Here is a 23,678-nt window from a genome sequence, read left to right as displayed (position 1 = left end):
TTGGCACGCTTCTTGAGTATTGGTTTTGCATAACTTTTTTACTCAAGGAGTGTGACATGGATTTTAAAAGGATACCGATTCTTCTCGGTTCATTTGCTCTTCTGACCTCCTCCACCTGCTTTGCTGCAGATAATCTTAAAGAGATGTTCAGTCAGGGCAGTGTGAACGGAGAACTCAGGTCATATTATTATGACAGGGATTTTGATTCCACCCAGAAAGAGAGGGAAGACTACGCCACAGGCGGACTTTTCGGCTATAAGTCCGCAGCACTGAAAGGTGTCAGCTTTGGTGTTACTTTCGCAACCGTAAATGATACGGGAAGCAGCGACGGTAAAGCCGTATACGGACTTCTGCCGAAGGATCAGAACGGAAACCATGACAGCGTCACCAGAATGCAGGAAATGTACGTTCAGGGACAGTGGTTTAACACAACCCTGAAATACGGCGGTCAAATGATCAACACGCCCTTTATGAACGGAAACGACATCCGTCTGCTTCCGAAATCTTATAAAGGCGCATCTGTTATCAATAAAAGCATACCTAATCTGGAACTTCAGGGATATTTCATCACAGGCTACATGGGGTGGGCCGATGATGACTACATGCAGGTTTCAGACTCTGCGGCAAAAACAGCGGACGAGAACAAACCGATGCTGATCGGAGGTGCTAAATACAAACTTCCTGTAAATGTTCTGGATGTATCAGCAGAGGGCTGGCTGTACAGCATGTCCGATGTTATGGATATGACATATTATAAAGTCACTGCCGCAAAACAGCTCGGCGATTTTAAACTGAGCCTTGAACCCACATATTTCACTCAAAAATCCAAAGGGGATGAACTGGCAGGCAATCTGGACAGCGACCAGATTGGTGTTGCTGCGGGTGCATCTGCATACGGCATCTCACTGAACGCATATTACGCCAAAACCGGCGATACAAACCTTCTTACGCCCTGGGGTGACAGTCGTGTGATCAACCAGCAGGTTCTGGCCTCTCAGTTTGCCAAAGAGGAAGCTATCGCGGCAAAAATCGGATACGACTTTGGTCAGCTCGGGTTGAAAGGACTGTCAGCATATGTCCTTTACGGTGTGTACAACGCACCTGAGATCAACGGAAAAACTACTGACGCCAACGAAATGGACTATAACATTCAGTATGACTTCGGCAAAAACTTCGGCGGCATTCTGGACGGATTCAGCGTCAGGGCAAGATATGCCTTTATAGATAACAAAGATGCCGATGACTACACTGACACCAGAATATATCTGAGATATACGTTTGCATTAGCGGGAAAATAAAAGCCTCCAAGGGGGGAGACTTTTACAGGGAGGGGCGGATTCAGCTCATCCGCCCTCTTTTCATGGAGAAAATATGAAAGCTATTATACTGATACTTATAAATTTTTTGATAACGTTCGGTTTTTCCGTTAGCGACGGGCTTTTTGCCGTTGTATTTAAAGATGTTGTCGGAAATGGTATTTTCCTCAGTTTTGCTTTTTTTTTCTATTCTTTTTCCAAAATCATATTTTCTCCTTTTGCCGGGCGGATACTGGACAGCATGGGGGTTGAGAGGGTGCTTGGCTTCTCTCTGGTGCTGTTTACGGCAGTGTCCGCCGTTTTTATACTTTCTGATGATAAAATTATAATCCTTACAGCAAGGATCATTCAAGGTTGCGCATGTGCTTTTTTCCGTCCCGTTCTTCTCTGCGCAATAGCCTCCGAAGGAAAATTTTCAAACCTGGGCAGAAGAGCGGGACAACTGGACATATCGTTCTATCTAGCATTGGCGGCTGGTACATTTTACGGTGGTTTTTTGTTTGATGCATCGGGCAAAACAGGTGTTTTTATATCAATTGCCCTCTGTTGTGTAATGTCATTGCTTTTGTTCCTCCTGTTCAGGGAATGCCTTAAAACACATGGAACTGCAAAAGAAAAACCATCCGCAAACAGGCTTATACCAGCCGCCAATCCCGCCTTAACAGGCTATCTCGTCTATATTTTCTTTAAAGCATGGGGAATATCTTCGGTGTGTATATACCTGCCTGTGCTGATGCATAATCAGGGTTTCACTGCTTCAAATATCGGTTTTGCAGTGAGCATCCCGCCGTTTGTGATGGCTTTTTTTCTGCTTTTCACAGGGAGGCTGGCGGATATTCTGAAAAAGAATACCATGGTTTTCACCGGAGGAGCAGTGGCGGCGGCTTCATACCTCAGTATCCCTTTTGCTTATGACCTGCCTTCGATTATTCTTATCATAATCATAGGAGGAGCGGCTGGCGCATTTTCTCAGCCTGCTTTGGCAGCGCTTCTGCTGGAGTCAGCGCCGGACGGACAGACAGGCAGGACTATCGGATTGTTCAACACGGTCATGGGGCTTGGGTTTTCCGTCAGTCCCATTATAAACGGGCTTTTACTGAAGTTTGCCGGAATAGGCAGTATTTTCATTATAGCAGGGATAACAGGTTTACTGTCTTCAATGTATTTTGCTGATTGCACTGAAAATCTTGTTGGCGATGCCGCTGATTATAAATACTGAACTCCGGCATCGGAGAAAGAGTTGATATATATAAACTCAATATTCATAGAGCTGTTTCTGAACCGAACTGACTGAAATCTATTCAGGCATATAACATAGAGCCGCCGTATCGGAAGATACGGCGGCTTTTCTGCGTTTTAAGTTCAATATTTAAAAGCCCTTATTTACCATACGCTTATTATTATTGACTTATTTCCCACAGAAAATTATTGACATCAATGTTATACTATAAACAGGTCAGATAGTTTCCGTCCCTCGTGCAAACATACAGAACCGGGGCACAGGGCACGTCTGACTTTTTTTTGCGATTTCGGGGCACTAGGGAGGAAAAAGCACACTAAGGAGATTTGAGATGGCTAAGAAAATTTTAGCGATTCTTTCCAATTACGGATACTGGGGTGTTGAGCTTACCGGACCCATGGTCAAGCTGGAGCAGGCCGGCTATGAGCTGACATTTGCCACACCCAGAGGAATGAGACCGGTAGCTCTTCCCCCGAGCTATGACACTTCATATATGGATCCTCCCCTCGGAAAATGTGTAACAACACCTTTCGATGCAGAGCAGGTCAAAAGCATCAAAGATTCACCCAAACTGGACAATCCTAAAAACTTATCTGCATGGGTTCCCGAAAGACCCTACTACAGTACGGAAAATTTTCTCCGCAAGCTCGAAGCCTATTATTCGGAGCTTAAAAAGCTGGAGGCGGAGCTTTCCGAATACGCAGGAATACTGCTTGTGGGCGGAAGCGGTCCGCTTATCGACATGGTGAACAACCAGCGTGTACACGACCTTATCCTTGCATTCAGAAAAATGGACAAGCCCATAGCGGCAATATGCTACGGCGTTGCCTGTCTTGTTTTTGCAAGGGATTTCAACGAACGTAAACCCATCATTGAGGGCAAGCACGTCACGGGTCACTGCATAGAATACGACTATCACGACGGCACGGGCTTTGTGGGAACAGACCTCAACATCGGGCCTCCTCCCTATGTGCTTGAGTATATGCTTCGGGATGCTGTCGGTTCCGGCGGAGGATACCACGGCAATTTCGGAAAAGAGACGTCGGTCATAGTGGACTATCCGTTCATAACCGCCCGTTCGCTCCAGTGTTCGCACGAGTTCGGCGAGCAGCTTGTAAACATGCTCGACAAAGGACTTAAGAGATATGGATGGTAAAACGGGAAACCGCAAGCTCCTTGAACAGCTCATCGCCGACGGTATCGAATATATCTTCGGCAACCCGGGAACTGTCGAGCAGGGTTTTCTGAACGAGCTTAAAAACTACCCGCAGCTCAAGTATATCCTGACGCTTCAGGAGAGTATCGCCGTTATGGCGGCGGACGGATACGCCAGAAGCACGAAAAAGCCCACTGTTGTTCAGCTCCACAGCTCCCCCGGCATAGGAAATGCCGTCGGCGCGGTGTATCAGGCATACAGAGGCCACTCCCCCCTTGTGATAATAGCGGGGGATGCGGGCGTGAAATATATGAACATGGATGCCCAGATGGCGGCGGATCTGACGGGCATAATGAAGCCCGTTACAAAGTATTCGACGATGGTTCTGCACAAGGACAGTGTCCTGCGCACCCTGCGCAGAGCCGTGAAGATAGCCTCAACACCGCCAATGGGGCCTGTATATGTCTGCCTGCCTGCGGACATTCTGGATGAAATCAACACCGAACAGGTTTTCCCTTCCGCATCAGTAATAAAGACAGCTCCCGCCGACGACGGCGTGTGTGCCGAAATAGCCGCATCTCTTGTATGCGCCGAAACACCTGTGTTTTTCATAGGTGACGGAGTTGCGTACTGCGGTGCGGAAGAGGCCGTTAAGGAACTTGCGGAGCTTATCGGTGCGGAGGTGTACGGTGCTGACTGCGGCGAACTGAATATGGACAACACCAGCCCCTGCTGGAAGGGCATGACAGGGCATATGTTCGGGTTTGCGAGCCTTCCAGTGACAATGAAAGCGGATGCGGCGCTGATATTGGGAACCTATATGCTTCCAGAGGTTTTCCCTGAAACTGGAGAAATTTTCAATGCGTCTGCAAAGGTCATGCATATCGACCTCAACGATTACGAGATAGCTAAGAACCACAGGGTCGACACCGCCGTCAGTGCGGACATCGGGCTGACACTGAAAAAGGTCACGGCTCTGATAAAAGAGAACGCTTCGGAAGCCGACAGGAAAAGGTTCCGCAGCAGGTTTGAAACCCTTGCAAATACGGTCAAGTCCCCCGATTTTCCTGAGCTTGAGAAGGATGCGCCTCTAAAGATGCACGAGTTTGCAAAGGTTCTTAAGGAAAAGATTCCGGCGGATACGGTTATTTTTGATGAAGCACTGACATCATCGCCTGAGCTTACGGCATTTATCGTGCCGAAAGACAGAGGAACCTATTTCCAGACCAGAGGCGGCTCCCTCGGGGTGGGTTTTCCGGGGGCGATAGGTATAAAAACCGCAAACCCCGAAAAAACAGTTATAGGTTTCAGCGGTGACGGCGGATGTCTGTATACGATTCAGGCTCTCTGGACAGCGGCTCACCACGGCATAGGCGCAAAGTTCGTGGTGTGCAACAACATGAGTTATAAACTGTTGAAGCTGAACATCAGCCAATACTGGAGAGAGCAGGCAATGGAGAACGAAATTTTCCCCGAGTGCTTTTCCATAGACTCTCCTGCAGTGGATTTTGTGTCCATAGCGAGGGGGTTCGGGGTTGATGCACTGCGGGTTGAACGAAGAGAGGACATCGCTGGCGCAATAGACGCCATGCTGTCGACGGACAAACCGTTTCTCATAGATTTGTCCGTGGATACTGACCACAAAAACCATCAGGCGGGATGCCGCTGCGGGCAGTGAATTCGGAGGACGTGATGATACATCAGTTTATATTTGCCTCGCCAAAACCGGGCATGACGGAAGAGGCCTTTCAGGATTACTGGGTGAACAATCATGCGGTTAACTATGCCTCGAAGATACCGCAGATCAAAAAGTACATCGTTGACACAAGGATAAAACAGGAAAACGAGACAGGCGAACCGCTTTTCAGCGGCATAGCGGAAATATGGATAAAGCCGGAGGAGCAGATAGCCTCGCTCCAGACCAAAGAATTTCTTCAGGGTGCAAGGCTGGACGAACCCAACTGGGCGGCGTTCTGGAAATCATTGGTGGTCGATACCACCGAAGATTATGTATTCGGCGATGAGGAGATAACGGAAACAGGATACGTTAAGCTGGTCAGACTGCTTAAACGTAAGGAAGGGCTGAAACTCGGCACATACAGAAGTGACCTTCAAAAGGTATACGCCCCCATGAACACATATTTTGACGAAATAAAAAGATACATGCTTTGCCATGCGGTGGACGGCGCATATGCGGTAGGCGAGGCGAGGTTCGATTCCGTCGAGGTTTTTTCGTTTCTGAATACCGACGACCTGAACACATTCATAGAATCAAGCGAATACGTTTTCGACATAATGCCCTGTCTGGCGGGACTGGTTGAAACCGGATATCTGTTTTCCATGACTGTTCAGGAAAACTGGATAATCAAAGGGAGGGACTGATGCTTTTTTTCGTACAGATGAAATGGAATTATCAGGGCAGGATCAGTCAGGATCAGCTCTGGGAGATGGAGGCGATAGAGGGCAACCACGGCATTGCGGGTATAAAAACAGGGAAGGTTCAGCTTTTTAAAGTTGTTTCCCAGCACAGGGTGATAGCCATTGTTGACGTGGATTCCCTTGAGGATCTGGACAGAAATTCCATGGGCTGGCTGCCCATGCGGGAATATCTGGAGTTTGAGCACGTCTGGGCACTGAGGGACTACGAAGGATTCATAGAAGATGTTAAAAACGGCTTTCCACAGCCGAGGTAAATCATGGATCATAAACAGTTTTTCAAAGAGCACATGGAATATGTCTTCAGAAAGGATTTCGAAAACATGGTGAAGGATACCTATACGGAAGATGCGGTGCTTTATCATAACTTTCCTTTTTTTGAGGGCGAGGCTCCATACGTTCACTCGGGACACGATGAGATAATTGCGGCGGAGAAAGTGATATTCGACCCGAAAAATCAGGGGGACGTTACAGTCAGCGAACCGCTTAATTTTATCGGAATGGGCAACATGATTGCATTCCAGCTGATAGTAACCTCCTCCAACACCGGAAAATGGATGACTTCCGATGCGTGGCTTCTGGAAAACGGTAAAATAAAAATATACTACGCCTCCGGGCTTAAAATGGACTGACATATGAGCTTGTTAAAAAACGATACGAAAGCGGTTGCCGACAAATGGTTCAAAGCACTGCGTGAAAGGGACGGCGCTTCGGCCATGGAGTATCTGGACAAAAACGTCGTCTGGTCTAATACGAAACCCATTCCCGGGCTTTCCGAGATAATTCCGTGGCTGGGCGAATATCACGGCGTGGGCGAAGTTCACCAGACATTTATGGTGTGGGCGAAACTCTCCGAGGTGGAGAGCTTTGAGCTGCTGGAACTTTTTATAAACGGCGACGAGGCCATAGGGCTTGTCCATGAAAAGGCGAAGATAATCCCCACCGGACTGTACTACGACATAGAGTTCATCCACAGGCTCACGGTTAAAGACGGAAAAATAGTAAGATGGAAGTCTTACTGGGATACCGCTTTCGGTATAGTAGCTTTTCGTGGAGATCTGAACGAAAGGCTTCTGGGTGCTGTGCTTTCAAAGGACAGACATTCGGCGAGGGAGCTTCTGAAATTCGGCGCAGACCCTAATTATGTAAATCCCGAAACAAAGCTGACCCTGCTCATGACCGCCGCAGGAATAGGTGAAGCGGAGATAGCTTCAATGCTCCTAAGAAAGGGGGCGAATCCCAACACCCTTGACGAGCTTGCGGGAGCGTCCGCAATGCACAAGGCATGTCAGGGCGGTTATCTCGAAATCGTTAAGCTGCTTGCGGAACACGGCGCATTTATAAACACGCAGGCGGTTTCCACCGGGCATACTCCTCTTATAGAGGCGATATGGTTCAAATATCCTGAGATAGTTCAGTATCTTCTGGATAACGGAGCGTGGCTTAACATTAAGACCAATTACGGGTTCAGCCTCCTTGATCATCTTAACTACGCACTGAATGTTTCAACGAGGTGTAAGGATAAGCTGTATACCATCAAGGATATGGTTGACAAACGCATAGAAGACGACAGGAAAAGGGCGGAGAGCCAGAAACTGATGCAGGCTGTTATCGATAATAAATGTGACGAGGTGAAAGCATGTATCGGATCGGGGGCGGACGTGAACGAACGGGCTCCTATTCTGAACGGTTTCAACGACGGACACACCCCTCTGCACGTTGCATGCAGAAGCGGATTTTACGATATAGCGAAAATACTTATCGAAGCGGGAGCGGACATCAATGCGATAGAGCCGACCTTCGGCGCAGTACCTCTCCATAAGGCAACTTATAACGGATTTGCGGATATAACACAGCTTCTCTGCTCGCAGGCAGGAATAAACATGGACTATCAGGGGCCTTCCAACGGCTACACTCCTCTGCACGACGCTCTCTGGCACGGCTTTGACAAGTGTGCCGAGGTGCTGGTCAACAGCGGATGCGCTCTGAAGCTCAGGGGGCACGACGGGCTTACTCCCTATGACCTTGCGCTGGAGGTGTTCGGCGATAAACATCCTCTGACGGTTAAAATCAGGGAACGGAGCGGCTTATGAAGAAGGTTGCCATACTCATCGAGACGGATTTTTTCGAAAAGGAGATATTCTATTATCATTTCCGCTTCGCAGAAGAGGGGATAGAGGCGCATTTCATGTCCAGACTGTGGGGGCAGCCCAAACTGACCTTTTACGGACACGAGTTCAAAGCCCCGTTCGACTGTGACAGAAGTTTCGAAAATATGACGGACGAAGAGCTGGGATCTTACAGCGCAGTGATAGTCCCGGCGGGGTACTCAGCCGACAGGCTGAGATATACCGAGGACATCACCAAACTGCCGCCCGCATCTTTGTTTATGAAGCGTGCGTTTGAAAATAAGAATATTATCAAGGGGATAATCTGTCACGGCCTTTGGCTGATGTCGCCTGTGGCGGAAGTTCTTAAGGGGCGCAAAGGGGTTGTTCACAACAATCTTCTGGGTGATGCGAAAAACTACGGGCTTGAATACGTCGACAGCGACGTATTCACCGACGGCGACTTTGTGACAGCCAGAACAGGCGAACACTGCGGGCTTTTTGCCCATACCATAATCGGGATGATAAAATGAAACATCTGAACCTCCTTGTCAAAAAGATAGTCAGAGACCACCATACCGTTTTCTTTATCGGCGTGGTTCTGATAATCATGGGGCTGATATCCCTTTCGGAGAATCTTTTCAAAAACATTCTGGGTGTTGAGTTCAATATTGCCTACGGCTACCTGATTCTGGGTGCGTTCAACATAATAGCGGCCTTTGCTTTTATCATTATGGGGGCGATGAATATTGAAACTGCGGTTGAGCCGGACAGCGGGGAAACCGACAGACTGGCAGACATTGAAAACAGGCTCGGCAGGCTGGAAGAGAGGATAGGAAATGAAATATAAGGTTCAAAGAGGCTGTCCCCATCCTCTCGGGGCGAGGGTTTGTGAAAACGGCGTCAACTTTTCCGTGTTTTCTCAGAGCGCCACATCTGTATGTCTGTATCTGTTCAATGAACATGACGACCCCGAACCGTTTCAGATAATCGAACTTGACCCTAAAAAGAACAGAACCTTCTATTTCTGGCACGTTTTTGTTGAAGGACTGAAAGAGGGGATGCACTACGGCTACAGCGTGGACGGTCCCAGAGATACAGGACTGGGGCACAGGTTCGACCATGAGAAACTTCTGCTGGATCCTTACGGATTCGGTTCAACGGACAATCTGTGGGTAAGGGGCAATGCGTGCGTCAAAGGCAGCAACCTGACCACGGCAATGCGCAATGTTATCATTGATATAGAAAATTATGACTGGGAGGGCGACAGACCCCTGAACCGTCCCATGAACGAGACAATAATATATGAAATGCACGTTAAGGGGTTTACGGCGGGAAAAGGTGCAAAGGTCAGAAATCCCGGGACTTACAAGGGGATTATCGAAAAGATACCTTATCTCAAAAAACTGGGGATAACCGCCGTTGAGCTTCTGCCTGTAATGCAGTTCGACGACAAGGCCGTCATCGGCCACTCACCCGACGGAAAACCTCTGACAAACTACTGGGGATACAGCACTATCAGCTTTTTTTCTCCCCACCCCGGCTACTGCGTTTCACCCGAAGAGGGCGAACACATAAAGGAGTTCAGGGATATGGTCAAGGCTCTGCACAAAGAGGGCATCGAGGTCATTATGGATGTGGTTTTTAACCACACTGACGAGGGCAACCACAAGGGGCCGATGATAAATTTCAAAGGGTTCGACAATAGTGTCTATTATCATCTGGTGGAGAGCGAAAAACAGTTCTACATGGACTATACCGGATGCGGAAACACATTTAAATGCAACCATCCTATCCCTGAAAAGCTGATAAGGGAGTGTCTGGAATTCTGGGTTGAAGAGATGCACGTGGACGGGTTCAGGTTCGACGAAGGTTCGATACTTTCCAGAGACGAGAACGGGAAACCTCTCAAATTCCCCCCGATTCTGTGGCAGATAGAGCTTTCGGAGGCTCTGGCGGACACAAAACTCATAGCCGAGGCCTGGGATGCGGCCGGACTTTATCAGATAGGCTCTTTCCCGGGTATAAGATGGGCGGAATGGAACGGAAAATACCGGGATGCGGTGCGCAGATTCGTTAAGGGCGATGCGGGGGTTATCGGAGAGCTGGCGAACAGAATGTCCGGCAGCAGCGACCTTTACAGCCCTTCGGGGCGTATGCCCGTCAACAGCGTGAATTTCATCACCTGTCACGACGGGTTCACCCTGTACGACCTTACGGCTTACGACTCTAAACACAACCATGCAAACGGAGAGGACAACAGGGACGGCATAGACGAAAACCTGAGCTGGAACTGCGGAGCAGAAGGCGAAACCGACGACGAGGCGGTCAACAGCCTGCGCAAAAGACAGATAAAGAATTTTCTGACAATACTGCTGATTTCAAAGGGTGTTCCAATGATAACGGCAGGGGACGAGATATGCCGCACCCAGCAGGGCAACAACAACGCATACTGTCAGGACAATGAAATCAGCTGGACAGACTGGACGTTTGCTGAAAAGAACGCCGACATTCTGGAATATGTGCAGAAACTGATAAAGATGCGGAAAAGGTTCCATGCCTTACGTTCGGCGGAGTTTTTCTCCGACGGAAAGGACAAGAACGGCATGCCGGAGGTTACATGGCACGGGACGGAGCTTAACAGACCGAACTGGGATGATGAAGGCTCAAGGGTGCTTGCTTTCACCCTCAGTGCCATGGACGGAAAAACCTATCTGCACGTGATGATGAATATGTACTGGGAACCTCTTCGGTTCGGGGTTCCGGCTATTAAAGGAATAAAATGGGGACTTCTGGCAGATACCGCACAAAATTCCCCCGACGATTTTTCGGATTTCAAAAGCATGCCTTCCGTTGAAGCTGATTCGGTCACGGTGCAAGGCAGAAGCATTGTCATACTCTTATCAAACTGACGGAGGGCTGAATGAAAGCTGATTTTACTTTTTCGGACATGATAGCAGGCTACGTGGAGTCTTTCGATTTCAAAACCGATATTTTCGTTCTTAAAACATCCGACGGCAGGGATTTTCAGGTGAAACTCACCCCCACCGTTTATGCGGAGATGTCCAGAAACCTCGGCGAGGGGTATCTCGACTGCACAGGAACTTTGAGAGATATGCTGGAAAACGGACGGTTTCTGTTCGTCTACGGCATCTTTTTTCCGGAAGAAGGAAAACCTTTCGAGGCAAAACACATTGTTTTCGTCGGCAGAACCAGATCCGAGTTCCGTTTCGAAAAGCAGGACTGGTGGATAAAGCAGGTTGAACAGCTTGCGGATTTTTATATCAACGCCCAGTTCGGCGACGGCGAGATAGACTATAGAAACTACAGAACCCATCTCTCTCTCGGCGGTTCCAAAGAGGGGGATTTCCGTCAGGAAACCGACACGATCTCCAGACTTGTATATGGATTTGCTTCGGCATATCTGATCACGGGCAACGAAAAATATCTTGAAGCGGCGGAAAAGGGAACCGAATATCTCCGAAGTCATTTCAGAGCTCTGGAATCATCGGAGGACATGTGCTACTGGTACCACGCCATAGACGTTAAAGGCAGCAGAGAGAAAAAAATTCTGGCTTCGGAGTTCGGCGACGATTATGACGCAATTCCCGCCTACGAGCAGATATATGCTCTGGCAGGTCCCGTCCAGACATTCAGGGCGACAGGTGACAAGCGTATCGCCGAAGACGCAAGGCTCACCATCAACCTGTTTGAAAAATATTTCAAAGATACGGAACTCGGCGGCTATTTCTCCCATATCGACCCCATAACTTTCGATCCCCGTGCGGATTCTCTCACACATGACAGAGCCAGAAAAAACTGGAACTCCGTGGGCGACCATGCTCCGGCGTATCTCATCAACCTTTATCTTGCAACAGGCCAGAAAAAATACGGCGACATGCTGAAATACTGTGCCGATACCATAATAGAAAGGTTCCCCGACTATGAAAATTCCGCCTTCGTTCAGGAAAAGTTCCACGAGGACTGGAGCAAAGACCAGACATGGGGATGGCAGCAGAACAGAGCGGTTGTGGGGCACAATCTTAAGATAGCATGGAACCTTATGCGTATAATCTCCGAAACCGGAGACGAAAAGTACAGGCTGATGGCGGAACGGATAGCCACTCTGATGCCGGAACACGGAATGGATAAGCAGAGATGCGGCTGGTACGACGTGGTTGAGCGCGAACTGGCGCAGGGAGAAAAATTTCACCGTTTCGCATGGCATGACAGAAAGGCATGGTGGCAGCAGGAGCAGGGGATTCTGGCATACCTGATTCTTTACGGAATTCTGGGCAAACCCGAATATCTGAAATATGCACGGGAATCATCATCTTTCTATAACGCATGGTTCCTCGACCATGATTCCGGCGGTGTATATTTCAACGTTCTTGCAAACGGTCTGCCATATCTTCTGGGAACGGAGCGTGAGAAAGGCAGCCACTCCATGAGCGGATATCACTCGTTCGAACTCTGCTATCTGGCGGCGGTTTATACAAATCTGCTGATAACCAAGGAACCTATGGATTTTTATTTCAAACCATATCCGAACAACCTGCCCGACAATATTCTGCGTGTTTCGCCGGATATTCTTCCAAAGGGCAGCGTTTCGATAGCTTCTGTTGAGATAGACGGAAAACCCTATTCGGAGTTTGATGCTGAGAATCTCACGGTTCGGCTGCCCGAATCGGCGGACAGGGTGAGGGTCAAGGTGCGGCTGGTGCCCACGGGCTTTTCAGTTCATTTCACTTGCTACGGCGAAATGGCGGGAAATATCGGGAAGATATATATGAGCGGCGAGTTCGACAGCAGAGGCCTCGGTGCATTCCGTAAGGCTTGTGAGGATATCAGCGGTGCGGAGAAGGTTGTTATAGTAATGTCGGGTCTGACGTATATTTCACCCGAAGGTGTCCGTGCCATAACTTTTGAGCGGCAGAAGCTCGACCTCGACGAACCATTTTATATAGCCGGGGCAAAGGGTCAGCCTCTTGAGGAGATCGGAAGCGAGGAGCTTGAAGAAGAATGCGAAGTGATAAACAGTCCCGACGACATAAAATAGAAAAACACTGCAGGTACTGTGTAAATATGGTTTTAAAAAAGATTGCATCCAACAAATATCTGGACGTAACGGTGGGTATCCTCATGTTCGTCTGCGCCCTCACCGAATTTCAGGAGCTTTTCGGCTACAGGCAGGAGGTTTCAGAAGGTGTTGAAACCCACCATGCCATTGCCGTTTTCAGCCTTGTCATTTTTTTTAAAGGGCTGCTTTCGCTGATGACGGGAACTGCGCTCATAGGCGACACGGTGGATAAAAAAAAGGGTGTGCTGGCGTTTATGCGCAGTATTTCCGAACACTGGGTTTTCAATCTGGCTGTTGCTCTTCTGCTCATGATCATAGGCACGGTTGAGATGATCGAGGAGTTTTCCGACGTTAAGGACAAAATGTCCGTATGGCATCTGGGAGCGGTGCTCAGCGGACTGATATTGTTCTTTAAAAGTCAGAGTGTTCTGCTGGATTCAGTGACTTTTATGCGGAAGCAGGAGCATAAAAACGAATTTATGCGGAAGCTGGTTCCGAAAATATCACGGTTTTTTAATCACCCGAAACTGGAGACCTCTCTGGCTGTTGCCGTGATTGCGGTGGGTGTCATAGAAATGTTTATAATTGAAGAGGGCGGCGGGCAAGGGCATAAGAGTATAATAGTATACGGTTTAAGCAGAATTATAAAAATTGTGGAGCCTACCGGAGCTTTTGTCGACCTTGTTGAGGATGCCGACAGGATAGTCTGAAACTCCTTTTTAAAGCGTACGCCTGTGGTTTTACAGCCAGAATTCAGGGTATCGCCTTTTGGGAGCCAGATTGTTAACCAGCAGGGCTATTACAAGCAGGGTCAGTGCTCCCAGTCCTGCGGGCATGAGAACGTAGAGATAGCCGAGGTTGTGAATTGAATCTCCGCCTATGACGGCAATGAGAGCGGTTGCTCCGCCGGGCGGGTGGAGGGTTTTTGTGATATGCATTATGGCGATGGCGCTTGAAACGGCCAGTGCCGCCGCCAGCCACGGAATTTTTCCTGCTATGAGATATGCGGTGACACCTGTTGCCGCCGAGATTATGTGTCCGCCGATGAGATTTCTCGGCTGTGAGAGCGGGCTTCGGGTGACACCGTAAACCAGAACCGCCGATGCGCCGAATGACCCGATTATCATAATGAGCGAGGTCTGATCCAGCAGGCTGAAATGGATGAGTCCCACGGCGGATATGCCTATGAAACTGCCTGTCCATGACCAGATAACCTCCGACATGTCCACTCTGGGGGGGCTTTGGGTGCGGCCTTTCATTTTGCCGAAAAAGTTACGCATCGCCGTCACCAAGCATGTTGAAAGAACTTATGAGGTCGGATCGGGTGACTATGCCCGCCAGACTGCCTGAAGAATCCAGAACAGGAAGCCTGTTGATGTTCTTCTCACCCATGATTGATGATATCCGGCTGACGGGTGTGTCTGCGGATATTGTTATGGCCGGAGCGGTCATTATGTCGCCTACGGTTCGTCCGTTCAGGTTTTCGGCAAGGTTTTTTCCGTCTCTGAGCTGACGTGCCACAATAAGCATGAAGGAATCCCTTTTTTCCGCTCCCATACAGCTCATGAAATCCTTTTCGGATATCACTCCGCTGAGTTTCCCCTGCGCATCCGTCACAGGAGCCCCGGTTATGCCCTTTTCAGCCAGAAACAGGGCGGCTTCATAAAGGGACGTGTTCTCACCCAGAACGTGCACTCCTTCGGTCATTATGTCCGCTGCGGTGAGTGTCTGCATGAATCTCATTTTTGCCAGTCCGTATGCCGCTTTGTATACTTCACGAAAGTCTGCGGGGGTAATGTCGATGTATCCCTGAATGGATCTCATGGCCTCGAAAACATCTTCGTCGGATATTTCTATCAGAGTGAATTTCTTTGATTTATCAGAAAGCACCTGTTCTCCTTCGGTGAGAAAAAAGGGTACAGCCGGAGCCGTACCCTTTTAAGATATTTATCTGCCTGCGGTGATGGCCGCAACATCATCGGCAACGGAGCCGATGGGCCTGATGTTAAAGTTCTCCACCAGCACTTTCGCAACGTTGGGGGAGAGGAATCCGGGAAGGGTCGGTCCGAGCCTGATGCCCTTCACCCCGAGGAAGAGCAGAGCCAGCAGAACCACAACGGCCTTCTGCTCATACCATGCGATGTCGTAGGATATGGGGAGTTCGTTGATGTCTTTCAGCCCGAAAACCTCTTTAAGTTTAAGGGCGATGAACGCCAGCGAATATGAGTCGTTGCACTGTCCGGCATCCAGAACACGGGGGATTCCGCCGATGTCGCCGAGGGGGAGCTTGTTATAGCGGTATTTTGCGCATCCGGCTGTAAGGATTATCATGTCCTTGGGCAGAGCTTCCGCCACCTGAGAGAAATATTCCCTTGTTTTGTGGCGGCCGTCACATCCGGCCATGACCACGAAGCGTTTAACGGCTCCGCTCTTAACAGCGTCCACGACCTTGTCCGCAAGAGCCATGACCTGTGCGTGTGCGAATCCGCCGACTATCGATCCTGTCTCGATTTCAACAGGGGGTTTGCAGGTCTTAGCTTTCACAATTACGGCTGAGAAGTCCTTTGCGCCGCCTTCGGGTCTGTCGCCGATATGGGTGCATCCCGGCCAGCCGGCCATTCCTGTTGTGAAAAATCTGTCTTTGTATGAATCTTTAACGGGTGTGATGCAGTTTGTTGTCATAAGGATCGCACCGTTGAACGATTCGAACTCTTTTGCCTGCTCCCACCATGCGTTTCCGTAGTTTCCTACGAAATGCTTATATTTCTTGAATGCGGGATAGTAGTTTGCTGGGAGCATTTCGCTGTGGGTATAAACGTCGACCCCTGTTCCCTCTGTCTGTTTGAGAAGTTCTTCCATATCTTTCAGGTCGTGACCGGAGATGAGGATTCCGGGATTCTGTCTTACGCCGATGTTAACCTGAGTTATTTCAGGATTGCCGTAAGTTGAGGTGTTCGCCTCGTCCAGAAGAGCCATTGCGGTAACGGCGACCTCGCCGCACTTCATCACCATTCCGACCATTTCGTCCACAGAGAGGTCTTTAGTTGTGGAGGCCAGAGCCGCAGACATAAAGTCATAGATCTCCTGCTTCTGGAAACCGAGCATGGCCGCATGTTCCGTGTATGCCGCCATACCTTTGAGACCGTATATCAGAAGCTCACGAAGGGATCTGACATCTTCGTTGGCCTGAGACAGAACGCCCACAGAGGCCGCTTTTGCAGGATAGTCTGCAACACTGCCTTTCCATGTAACACAGTCTATTCCTCCGGCAATGCTCAGCTCCGCTTTCAAAGCGTCTCTTCTGGCCATTGCATCGCCGATAAGCTCTATTATTCTGTCGTTGTCAAAGTTTGCGTTGGTAATTGTTGCAAAGAGTGCCTGACATACGAACAGACCGTTAGATTCTGTTTTGATGCCTCTGGCTTTTGCCTCTTCGGAAACCACAGCAAGTCCTTTAAGAATGTAGACCAGAAGATCCTGCAGTCCTGCGGTGTCTTCTTTTTTTCCGCAGACACCCTGAACAGTACATCCGGTGCCTTTCGCTGTCTCCTGACACTGAAAACAAAACATGCTCATTTAGTTACCTCCTAACTTAAATGGTGAAACTGATTAAGTATAACATGTTAAATTCCGATATGCTCAACCGGAAAATAAGTATGCGTTAAAAATCGATGCCGCATCCACTTAAGAGGGACACGGCATCTGAATATTATTTATCTTTATCGTAATAAAGCAGTATCTGCGGTTTCCTGAAAAGGTAGCCCACGGGAACGTAAAGTAGGTGCATAAGCCTTGTGAACGGCAGAATGGCCAGCAGAACGAATCCGCCGACGATATGCGCCATCACGAGCGGGGGCATTCCGGCTGCTTTTGCGGCGGAAGGGTTCAGTGTGAAGATATCGTGCAGATATCCGCTCAGGTTCGATGCGTACCAGCTTATTCCCCATCTGTATTTCAGTGCGATGGTAAGCCCCAGAACGATCTGAACGCCCAGCACCAGAAGAACTGCGTAGTCAGCCGGACGTGAGTTTGCCGAAACCGTTTTTTCGGCCACACGGCGGAAAATGAACACAGCCACTCCCGTAAGTGCGGAGAGACCTGCGGCAAGGGCGAGGGTCTCAAGAATGGTCATAGCCTTATAGCTTCCGGACAGCGATTTCACAAATCCGGGGAACACCGCTCCAAGAACGTGGCCTGTCAGAACAGTCAATATCCCGTAGTGCCACAGAACGGAGCTCCACAGCTGGGTCTTGTTTTCAAAGAAACCCGTTGCCGGAGCGGATATTCTCAGCTTTGACGAGAACATGTTCATGAAGATGCCCGTCAGCATCACGGCAATGCATATATAGGGGATAACCACCAGTAAGAGGGTATCAAGCATAGCGCACCTCCGATTCCAGAATGCTGCATAATTTTTTCATCAGGTCGGCATAAATGCCCTTTTTCAGTGCTGTCCGGATATTTCCGCAGCCTTTCAGCAGGATATCCGTCAGAAATATCAGGGCTTCCTGCTCCTCTTCCGAGGCAACGGCCAGACAGTATGCACTGAGAACGTCGGGGATGTAGTCCGGCGATGCGTTGTCCGTTCGGGCTATTTCATAACAGCAGAGCAGGGCGTTCATGGTCTCCATCAGGTCGCTCTTTTCGCTGTCGTTTCCTGCGGTGTGTGTGGTAAGGGTCAGTGCGGCCTTGGGGTTGAAGTCGAAGCACTCGACATACTCCTCCTGAAGCCTGCTCAGGGAATATTGCGAAACGTCTGCGCCCGTTTCCGCCGCAATCTGCATCAGGATGGTTTCGTCAGACGGATATTTCAGCAGTCTGCTGTAGAGTTCTGTTATTCCATTCATTTGCGCCACCCCTTTTTCCCCTGAATGCCGAAGCCCGTGCATCCCTGCTTTTCGTAGGGGTCGCCGTCCTCGCCTCTGGAGGACATGGGGATCAGCATCCTCTCTTTCATTGTTGCCTGAGTGAACAGCCTGTATGCTTTTTCCATCTGCTCAGCGGACAGCAGTGATTCTGCGGCCGTCTTCCTGGCCTCGTGTTCGTCTTTCAGCATGAGTGCTCTTTTGTAGCGTCTTATATCCAGCAGTTTTTTAAGCACCCTTTCAATTTCGGCAACGTTGCCAGCAGTGAATTTGTCCGCCAGCAGACGGGCGGGTATCTTCAGGTCTTTCAGCTCCGGAATGCCGCTGTGTGTTTCGGACGAGCGGACAACGGGCGAAAGGGGCGGAACGTAGAAGAACGACGGAAAGGTTCTGAACTCCGGATGAAGCGGAAGGGCTATTCCGAGTTCCTTTACATATGAGTAGATCACGGAGTTTTCAGCCGCCTTAATCCATTCGGCGGTGATTCCGTTCTCGGCCGCCGCTTTTTTCACCATCGGGTCTTTGGGGTCGAGGACACAGCTTCTGAAAGCCTCCACCAGATCCTTTTCGTCGGCTGTCATTGCCTCTGTGAGAGCGTCGAGGTCATAGAGCAGAACGCCGAGGCTTCTTATCTTGCCCGGGCAGGACTGTGCACAGAGGGTGGGTTCGCCGTTCTCTATTCTGGGGAAGCACATTATGCATTTCTCGGACTTCTGGGTGTTCCAGTTGTAATATACTTTTTTATAGGGGCATGCGGTGACGCAGTATCGCCAGGATTTGCATTTCTCCTGATTCACCAGAACTATGCCGTCCTCTCCACGCTTGTAGATAGCGCCGGAGGGGCAGGAAGCGGCGCATGCCGGATTGAGACAATGGTTGCAGAGACGGGGCAGATGAAACATGAATACCGTTTCGAAATCCCTTATCATCTGCTGTTCCTCCTGCGTCAGGTTCGGGTCGTTGACGGCATAGAGGTCGGAGCCTGAGAGGTCGTCATCCCAGTTGGGGCCTTTTTTTATGTCCATAAATTCGCCCGTTATCTGCGAAACCGCTCTTGCAGTGGGCAGAACATCGCCGTCGGGCGCATTTATCAGATTTTCAAACTGATATGTCCATGGCTCGTAGTAGTTTTTCATAACCGGCTGGTCGGGGTTGTAGAATATCCTTGAAAAGAGCTTTGCCTGTCCGCCCATTTTCAGTTTCATGCCGCTTGCGGTCTTTTCCCAGCCTCCGTTGTATTTGTTCTGATCCTCCCATGAGGAGGGATATCCTGTTCCCGGCTTGGTCTCGACGTTGTTCCACCACATGTATTCCGCACCCTTGCGGTTGGTCCACATGTTTTTGCAGGCGACGCTGCATGCGTGGCATCCGATGCATTTATCGAGATTCAGCACCATTGAAAGCTGTGCTCTTACTTCCATATCAGAACCTCACTTTATCGAGTTTTTTAACTATGACGTAGCTGTCTCTGTTCACGCCTGTGGGCCCCCAGTAGTTGAAATAGTAGCTGAACTGGCCGTAGCCGCCCACCATGCACAATGGCTTAAGCCTGACTCTGGTAAGGCTGTTGTGGCTGCCGCCCCTGTTGCCCGTGCGTTCGGCTATGGGAACGTTTATGGTGCGTTCCGTGGCGTGGTAGATGTAGCATGCACCACGGGGCATTCTGGCGGAGACAACGGTTTTGCAGACCACCGTGCCGTTCTTGTTGTGAACCTCCACCCAGTCGTTGTCGGCTATGCCGTGCTCTTCTGCGTCTTTGTTGCTCAGCCAGATCACCTGTCCGCCTCTGGAGAGGGTCAGCATCCGCAGGTTGTCGAAGAACGTGGAGTGGATGTTCCATTTGCCGTGGGGCGTGTGGTAGTTGAGCTTAAGCCCTGTGCTGTTTTCGTCCAGCTCGTTCAGGGATGCTTCCGAAAGGTTCCGCTTGTATATGCCGAACGCTTCACCCGCCTTGATGTACCACTCGTGGTCAAGGTAGAACTGCTGTCTGCCTGTGAGTGTGTGCCACGGCTTTCTGAACTCGGTGTTTATTGTGAAGGCGGAATATGGGCGTCCCTCTTCGATTATGCCGCTCCAGCATGGGGATGTGTGTATCCTGCGGGGCTGTGCGGTTATGTCATCGAGGCTCATGCGGTTCTTCCCAGCATCTTTTGTAAGGGGCGAAAAGTCTATGCCTGTTGATTCCTGCAGTCTTCCGAAGGCACGTTTCGCTACTGCGCTGTTGCCTTCGGGAGCCATGTGCAGGATGGCGTTTATTGCGTGTACGTCTTCGCTGAGGTCGGGGCATTCGTGACCTGCGGCATTTTTTGTGCCGTTCATAGCCTTAAGCTCGGCATATTCCTGCTCCGAGTTCCAGCTTACGCCGTGACCGGAAAGCATTTTGCCTGCGTTTGGCCCCAGAGAAGTGAACTTGCTGTATATCTCTTTATAGTCCCGCTCAACCACGATGAATTTCGGCATGGTCTTGCCGGGTATCATTTCCGCTTCGCCGTATTTCCAGTCCTTTACCGAGGGCTGGGTTATCTCGTCAGGCGAATCGTGCATCAGCGGAACCGACACAAGGTCTTTAACCGGTTCCCTGAAATGCTGCTTTGCCATTTCGCTGAACTTTTCAGCTATACCTTTAAAAGTGTCCCAGTCGCTCATGGACTCCCAGAGGGGAGCCACTGCCTTTTTCATGGGGTGCACGAAGGTGTGCATATCCGTGGTGTTCAGATCCTCCTTTTCATACCATGTGGCGGCGGGGAGGATGATATCCGAGAACATTGCGGAGGTGTCCATGCGGAAATTGATATCCACGATGAGATCCATCTTGGCCGAGGGAGCTTTGCCCTCCGCAGATACGGTCTGAAGTCTTGTCGCCACCTCTTCGGCATCAAGGTTGTCCGATGCGCCCAGAACGTGCTTCATGAAATATTCGTGCCCTTTGGAGCTGGACGCTATTGCGTTCGCCCGCCAGATGAACCAGTTTCTCGGCCAGTTCTGCTCTCTGTCGGGTTCTTCGGATGCGAATTTCATCGAGCCGTCTTTCAGTCTGTTTACAACGTTGTCCGCAGGCTTTTCCGCACTGCCCAGCGAAAGGGGGTTTTCCGCAAAGCTGGGATAGAAGGGGAGCCAGCCCAGACGGACTGCCTTGGCTGTGAAATCGGCGTTGTGTCTCTCTTTGAAGTCATTTTTATCGGGAACTTCGAAATAATCGAAGACGCTGTTCTCATATCTCCACTGGTCGGAGTGCATATACCAGAACGAGGGGGTGTTCTGGAGCCTCGGCGGCTTCTGCCAGTCCCCTGCCATGGCGATCGTTGACCATGAGGATATCATGGCGACCTTCTCCTGACCCACATAGTGTGCCAGTCCGCCGCCGTTCACACCCACGGAACCTGTGAGCATCAGCCCCATTATGGCCGTGCGGTACATCAGATCCTGATGGAACCAGTGGTTTATCCCCGCACCGATTATCACCATGGATTTTCCACGGGTCTTTTCGGCGTTCTCCGCAAATTCTCTGGCAACCTGAATGACAGTTTCGGCCTTTATGCCCGTCAGCTTCTCCTGCCATGCTGGGGTATATGATGACGCATCTGAGTAGTCTGCGGGATAGTCTCCGCCCAGTCCTCTGCCAACGCCCATCTGGGCGTTGAGAAGGTCGAACACCGTTGTAACCAGTTTTTTCCCTTCGGCGGTGTCTATCTCAACGGCGGGAACTTCACGCAGGAAGCTCTTTTTGTCGCCGTAGAAAACGGGGATTCTGATCTTCGCCCTTTTGTCGGTTCTCTCAAGAAGTGAGAGAGCGGGGCGGAACTCTTTTCCGGTGATTCCGCAGACGGGGTCAAGCCGCCATTTCTTTTTGTTTTTGTCCTCTTCGGCGTAGTGGTAGCCTGCTGTGCCCAGAGGGAAGCATATATCTCCGGTGTTCTCGTCCAGAACGGCCATCTTCCATTCCGCCTTCTCCTCGCCGGAGAAAGCCGCCATGTCGGACGCTCTCAGAAATTTGCCTGCTGAAAGGTTTTCGCCGTCTTTGTCCAGACAGACGAGGAAGGGCAGGTCGGTGTATGTTCTTGTATATTCTTCAAAATATTCGGTTTTTTTCCTGTTGTAGAACTCGTTGAGGATAACGTGGTTAACCGCCAGCCAGAAAGCTCCGTCCTCGCCTTTTTTCAGGGGAACCCAGAGGTCTGCTGTGTTTGTCACCGTGCTGTAGTCAGGGGACATAACGACGACCTTTGTGCCTTTGTGTCTGCACTCTCTCAGATAGTGTGCATCGGGAGTACGGGTCACGCTTACGTTTGAACCCATTACTACTATGTATCCTGCGTTGAACCAGTCGGCACTTTCGCATACGTCGGTCTGGTCGCCCCAAACCTGCGGCGATGCGCATGGGAGGTCGCAATACCAGTCGTAAAAGCTCATGACAACCCCGCCGATGAGGTTAAGATATCGGCTTCCGGCGGCATAGCTCACCTGAGACATGGCGGGAATGGGCGAAAAGCCTATTATCCTGTCGGGGCCGTACTTCTTTATTGTGTAGATGTTGGATGCGGCGATCAGCTCCTCGGCAAGCTCCCTGCTGACCCTGCGGAATCCGCCCTTTCCCCTGCGGGAGATGTAAGCGGAGCGTTTCTCAGGGTTCTCCATTATACTCGCCCATGCCTGAACAGGATCACTGTGTCTGTTTCTGGCTTCGTTCCAGAGGTCGACCAGTGCGCCCCGCATATAGGGAAACTTCACCCGCATGGGGTTATAGAGATACCATGAGAAACTTGCGCCTCTGGCACAGCCTCTGGGCTCGGTTCCGGGGATCTCCCCGCCGATGGATGGATAGTCGGTGGCCTGCGCCTCGCCTATCACCAGTCCGTCCTTGACGTATATGTTCCAGCTGCAGCTTCCTGTGCAGTTGACCCCGTGGGTACTGCGGACTATCTTGTCGTGCTGCCATCTGTTTCGGTATATCTCCTCCCAGCTTCGGTCGGAGCTTTTTCTAATCTTCTGAAACCAGTCGTTCTTTTTTATTTTTGTGCTCATCAGTCGTTCTCCAGTTCGGGGTTTCTGCGGAATATGATCTTTGCCAGTCCTGCCGTTATCAAAAGAACCAGAACTGCGTAGCCTGCTATCTCCCTGCCTGTGAGCTTCGGTTCGCCCTCTGCGGGGGGGAGTGCCGCATAGGCCGCCGCAAGATCTCTGAAATCCTCAGCGGTGAGCCTGCTTCCTGCATATGCCGCATCCATTGCGGGGATGCCGCTGCTCTTTGCAAAGTCAGCCCATCCCTGAGGGTCGTCGCCCAGCATATCCGCAAGACCGCTTATGTCGGGCCCCCATGCCGTCGCAGTGTAGCCCGCCGCCGCTATGGAGTGGCAGGATGTGCATGCAGGCGAGCCGTCTCTGAAAGGTTTTGCGAAGGTGCTGTCCGGCTGTTTTGCATATCCCTGCTGTATGAACAAAAACAATACAGCAGCCAAAAGTAATGATCTCATGTTGCC

Annotated in this window: 21 protein-coding genes; 13 read left to right on the top strand and 8 right to left on the bottom strand. The window is 50.3% G+C overall.

Annotation, left to right across the window (positions count from 1 at the left end; genetic code table 11):
- Positions 1–56: 56 nt before the first annotated feature.
- The 13 genes from C8D98_RS10300 (at position 57) to C8D98_RS10240 (ending at position 14,046) form a co-directional block, all read left to right on the top strand.
- The gene (locus C8D98_RS10300; RefSeq protein ID WP_132874067.1) at positions 57–1,298 is read left to right on the top strand and encodes an OprD family outer membrane porin; all 1,242 of its coding nucleotides are present in this window, start codon (positions 57–59) and stop codon (positions 1,296–1,298) included.
- 73 nt (positions 1,299–1,371) lie between these two features.
- Entirely contained in the window at positions 1,372–2,535 is a 1,164-nt protein-coding gene (locus C8D98_RS10295) for an MFS transporter (RefSeq protein WP_132874066.1), read from the top strand.
- Between the two features lie 352 nt (positions 2,536–2,887).
- Positions 2,888–3,712: a type 1 glutamine amidotransferase domain-containing protein gene (locus C8D98_RS10290; RefSeq protein WP_132874065.1), complete on the top strand. Its 825-nt coding sequence runs from the start codon at positions 2,888–2,890 to the stop codon at positions 3,710–3,712.
- Positions 3,702–5,390 carry a thiamine pyrophosphate-binding protein gene (locus C8D98_RS10285; protein WP_132874064.1) on the top strand — a complete coding sequence of 563 codons (1,689 nt, stop codon included), beginning with the start codon at positions 3,702–3,704 and terminating at the stop codon, positions 5,388–5,390. The genes C8D98_RS10290 and C8D98_RS10285 overlap by 11 nt, the downstream gene beginning before the upstream one ends.
- A 14-nt stretch (positions 5,391–5,404) precedes the next feature.
- The gene (locus C8D98_RS10280) at positions 5,405–6,094 is read left to right on the top strand and encodes an EthD domain-containing protein (protein WP_132874063.1); all 690 of its coding nucleotides are present in this window, start codon (positions 5,405–5,407) and stop codon (positions 6,092–6,094) included.
- Positions 6,094–6,405 carry a muconolactone Delta-isomerase gene (locus tag C8D98_RS10275; RefSeq protein WP_132874062.1) on the top strand — a complete coding sequence of 104 codons (312 nt, stop codon included), beginning with the start codon at positions 6,094–6,096 and terminating at the stop codon, positions 6,403–6,405. Before C8D98_RS10280 ends, C8D98_RS10275 begins: the two co-directional genes overlap by 1 nt.
- Before the next feature lie 3 nt (positions 6,406–6,408).
- Positions 6,409–6,780 carry a hypothetical protein gene (locus tag C8D98_RS10270; protein ID WP_132874061.1) on the top strand — a complete coding sequence of 124 codons (372 nt, stop codon included), beginning with the start codon at positions 6,409–6,411 and terminating at the stop codon, positions 6,778–6,780.
- 3 nt (positions 6,781–6,783) lie between these two features.
- On the top strand, positions 6,784–8,241 hold the full coding sequence (locus C8D98_RS10265; protein WP_132874060.1) for an ankyrin repeat domain-containing protein: 1,458 nt from the start codon (positions 6,784–6,786) through the stop codon (positions 8,239–8,241).
- Positions 8,238–8,789: a DJ-1/PfpI family protein gene (locus C8D98_RS10260; RefSeq protein ID WP_132874059.1), complete on the top strand. Its 552-nt coding sequence runs from the start codon at positions 8,238–8,240 to the stop codon at positions 8,787–8,789. Before C8D98_RS10265 ends, C8D98_RS10260 begins: the two co-directional genes overlap by 4 nt.
- Complete coding sequence (locus C8D98_RS10255; RefSeq protein WP_132874058.1) at positions 8,786–9,106, top strand: hypothetical protein; 321 nt, start codon at positions 8,786–8,788, stop codon at positions 9,104–9,106. Before C8D98_RS10260 ends, C8D98_RS10255 begins: the two co-directional genes overlap by 4 nt.
- Complete coding sequence (gene glgX / locus C8D98_RS10250; protein ID WP_132874057.1) at positions 9,096–11,168, top strand: glycogen debranching protein GlgX; 2,073 nt, start codon at positions 9,096–9,098, stop codon at positions 11,166–11,168. Before C8D98_RS10255 ends, glgX begins: the two co-directional genes overlap by 11 nt.
- 11 nt (positions 11,169–11,179) lie before the next feature.
- The gene (locus tag C8D98_RS10245; RefSeq protein WP_132874056.1) at positions 11,180–13,315 is read left to right on the top strand and encodes an AGE family epimerase/isomerase; all 2,136 of its coding nucleotides are present in this window, start codon (positions 11,180–11,182) and stop codon (positions 13,313–13,315) included.
- Between the two features lie 26 nt (positions 13,316–13,341).
- Positions 13,342–14,046, top strand: a complete 705-nt coding sequence (locus C8D98_RS10240; protein ID WP_132874055.1) for a hypothetical protein — start codon at positions 13,342–13,344, stop codon at positions 14,044–14,046.
- Between the two features lie 30 nt (positions 14,047–14,076).
- Here the strand turns inward: C8D98_RS10240 and C8D98_RS10235 are convergent, their stop codons facing one another.
- The 8 genes from C8D98_RS10235 to C8D98_RS10200 form a co-directional block, all read right to left on the bottom strand.
- A complete protein-coding gene (locus C8D98_RS10235; RefSeq protein ID WP_132874054.1) occupies positions 14,077–14,616 on the bottom strand; it encodes an HPP family protein in 540 nt (179 codons plus the stop codon).
- A complete protein-coding gene (locus C8D98_RS10230) occupies positions 14,609–15,226 on the bottom strand; it encodes a CBS domain-containing protein (RefSeq protein ID WP_207891268.1) in 618 nt (205 codons plus the stop codon). Before C8D98_RS10230 ends, C8D98_RS10235 begins: the two co-directional genes overlap by 8 nt.
- A 57-nt stretch (positions 15,227–15,283) precedes the next feature.
- Positions 15,284–16,906, bottom strand: coding sequence for a hydroxylamine reductase (gene hcp, locus C8D98_RS10225; RefSeq protein WP_132874217.1), 1,623 nt, complete (start codon positions 16,904–16,906; stop codon positions 15,284–15,286).
- A gap of 139 nt (positions 16,907–17,045) precedes the next feature.
- On the bottom strand, positions 17,046–17,717 hold the full coding sequence (locus tag C8D98_RS10220; RefSeq protein ID WP_132874053.1) for a respiratory nitrate reductase subunit gamma: 672 nt from the start codon (positions 17,715–17,717) through the stop codon (positions 17,046–17,048).
- A complete protein-coding gene (locus C8D98_RS10215) occupies positions 17,710–18,183 on the bottom strand; it encodes a hypothetical protein (RefSeq protein ID WP_132874052.1) in 474 nt (157 codons plus the stop codon). Before C8D98_RS10215 ends, C8D98_RS10220 begins: the two co-directional genes overlap by 8 nt.
- Positions 18,180–19,622 (bottom strand): nitrate reductase subunit beta, encoded by a 1,443-nt coding sequence (narH, locus tag C8D98_RS10210; protein WP_132874051.1) that lies wholly within the window; start codon positions 19,620–19,622, stop codon positions 18,180–18,182. Before narH ends, C8D98_RS10215 begins: the two co-directional genes overlap by 4 nt.
- A gap of 1 nt (position 19,623) precedes the next feature.
- Positions 19,624–23,223 carry a nitrate reductase subunit alpha gene (locus C8D98_RS10205; protein ID WP_132874050.1) on the bottom strand — a complete coding sequence of 1,200 codons (3,600 nt, stop codon included), beginning with the start codon at positions 23,221–23,223 and terminating at the stop codon, positions 19,624–19,626.
- Complete coding sequence (locus C8D98_RS10200) at positions 23,223–23,672, bottom strand: hypothetical protein (RefSeq protein ID WP_132874049.1); 450 nt, start codon at positions 23,670–23,672, stop codon at positions 23,223–23,225. Before C8D98_RS10200 ends, C8D98_RS10205 begins: the two co-directional genes overlap by 1 nt.
- Positions 23,673–23,678 lie beyond the last annotated feature (6 nt).

The organism is Seleniivibrio woodruffii (genome assembly GCF_004339245.1).
In the GTDB taxonomy this organism is placed as follows: Bacteria; Chrysiogenota; Deferribacteres; order Deferribacterales; family Geovibrionaceae; genus Seleniivibrio; species Seleniivibrio woodruffii.
The sequence above is the reverse complement of the archived record's forward strand: the minus strand, read 5'-3'. Positions and strand labels throughout refer to the sequence as shown.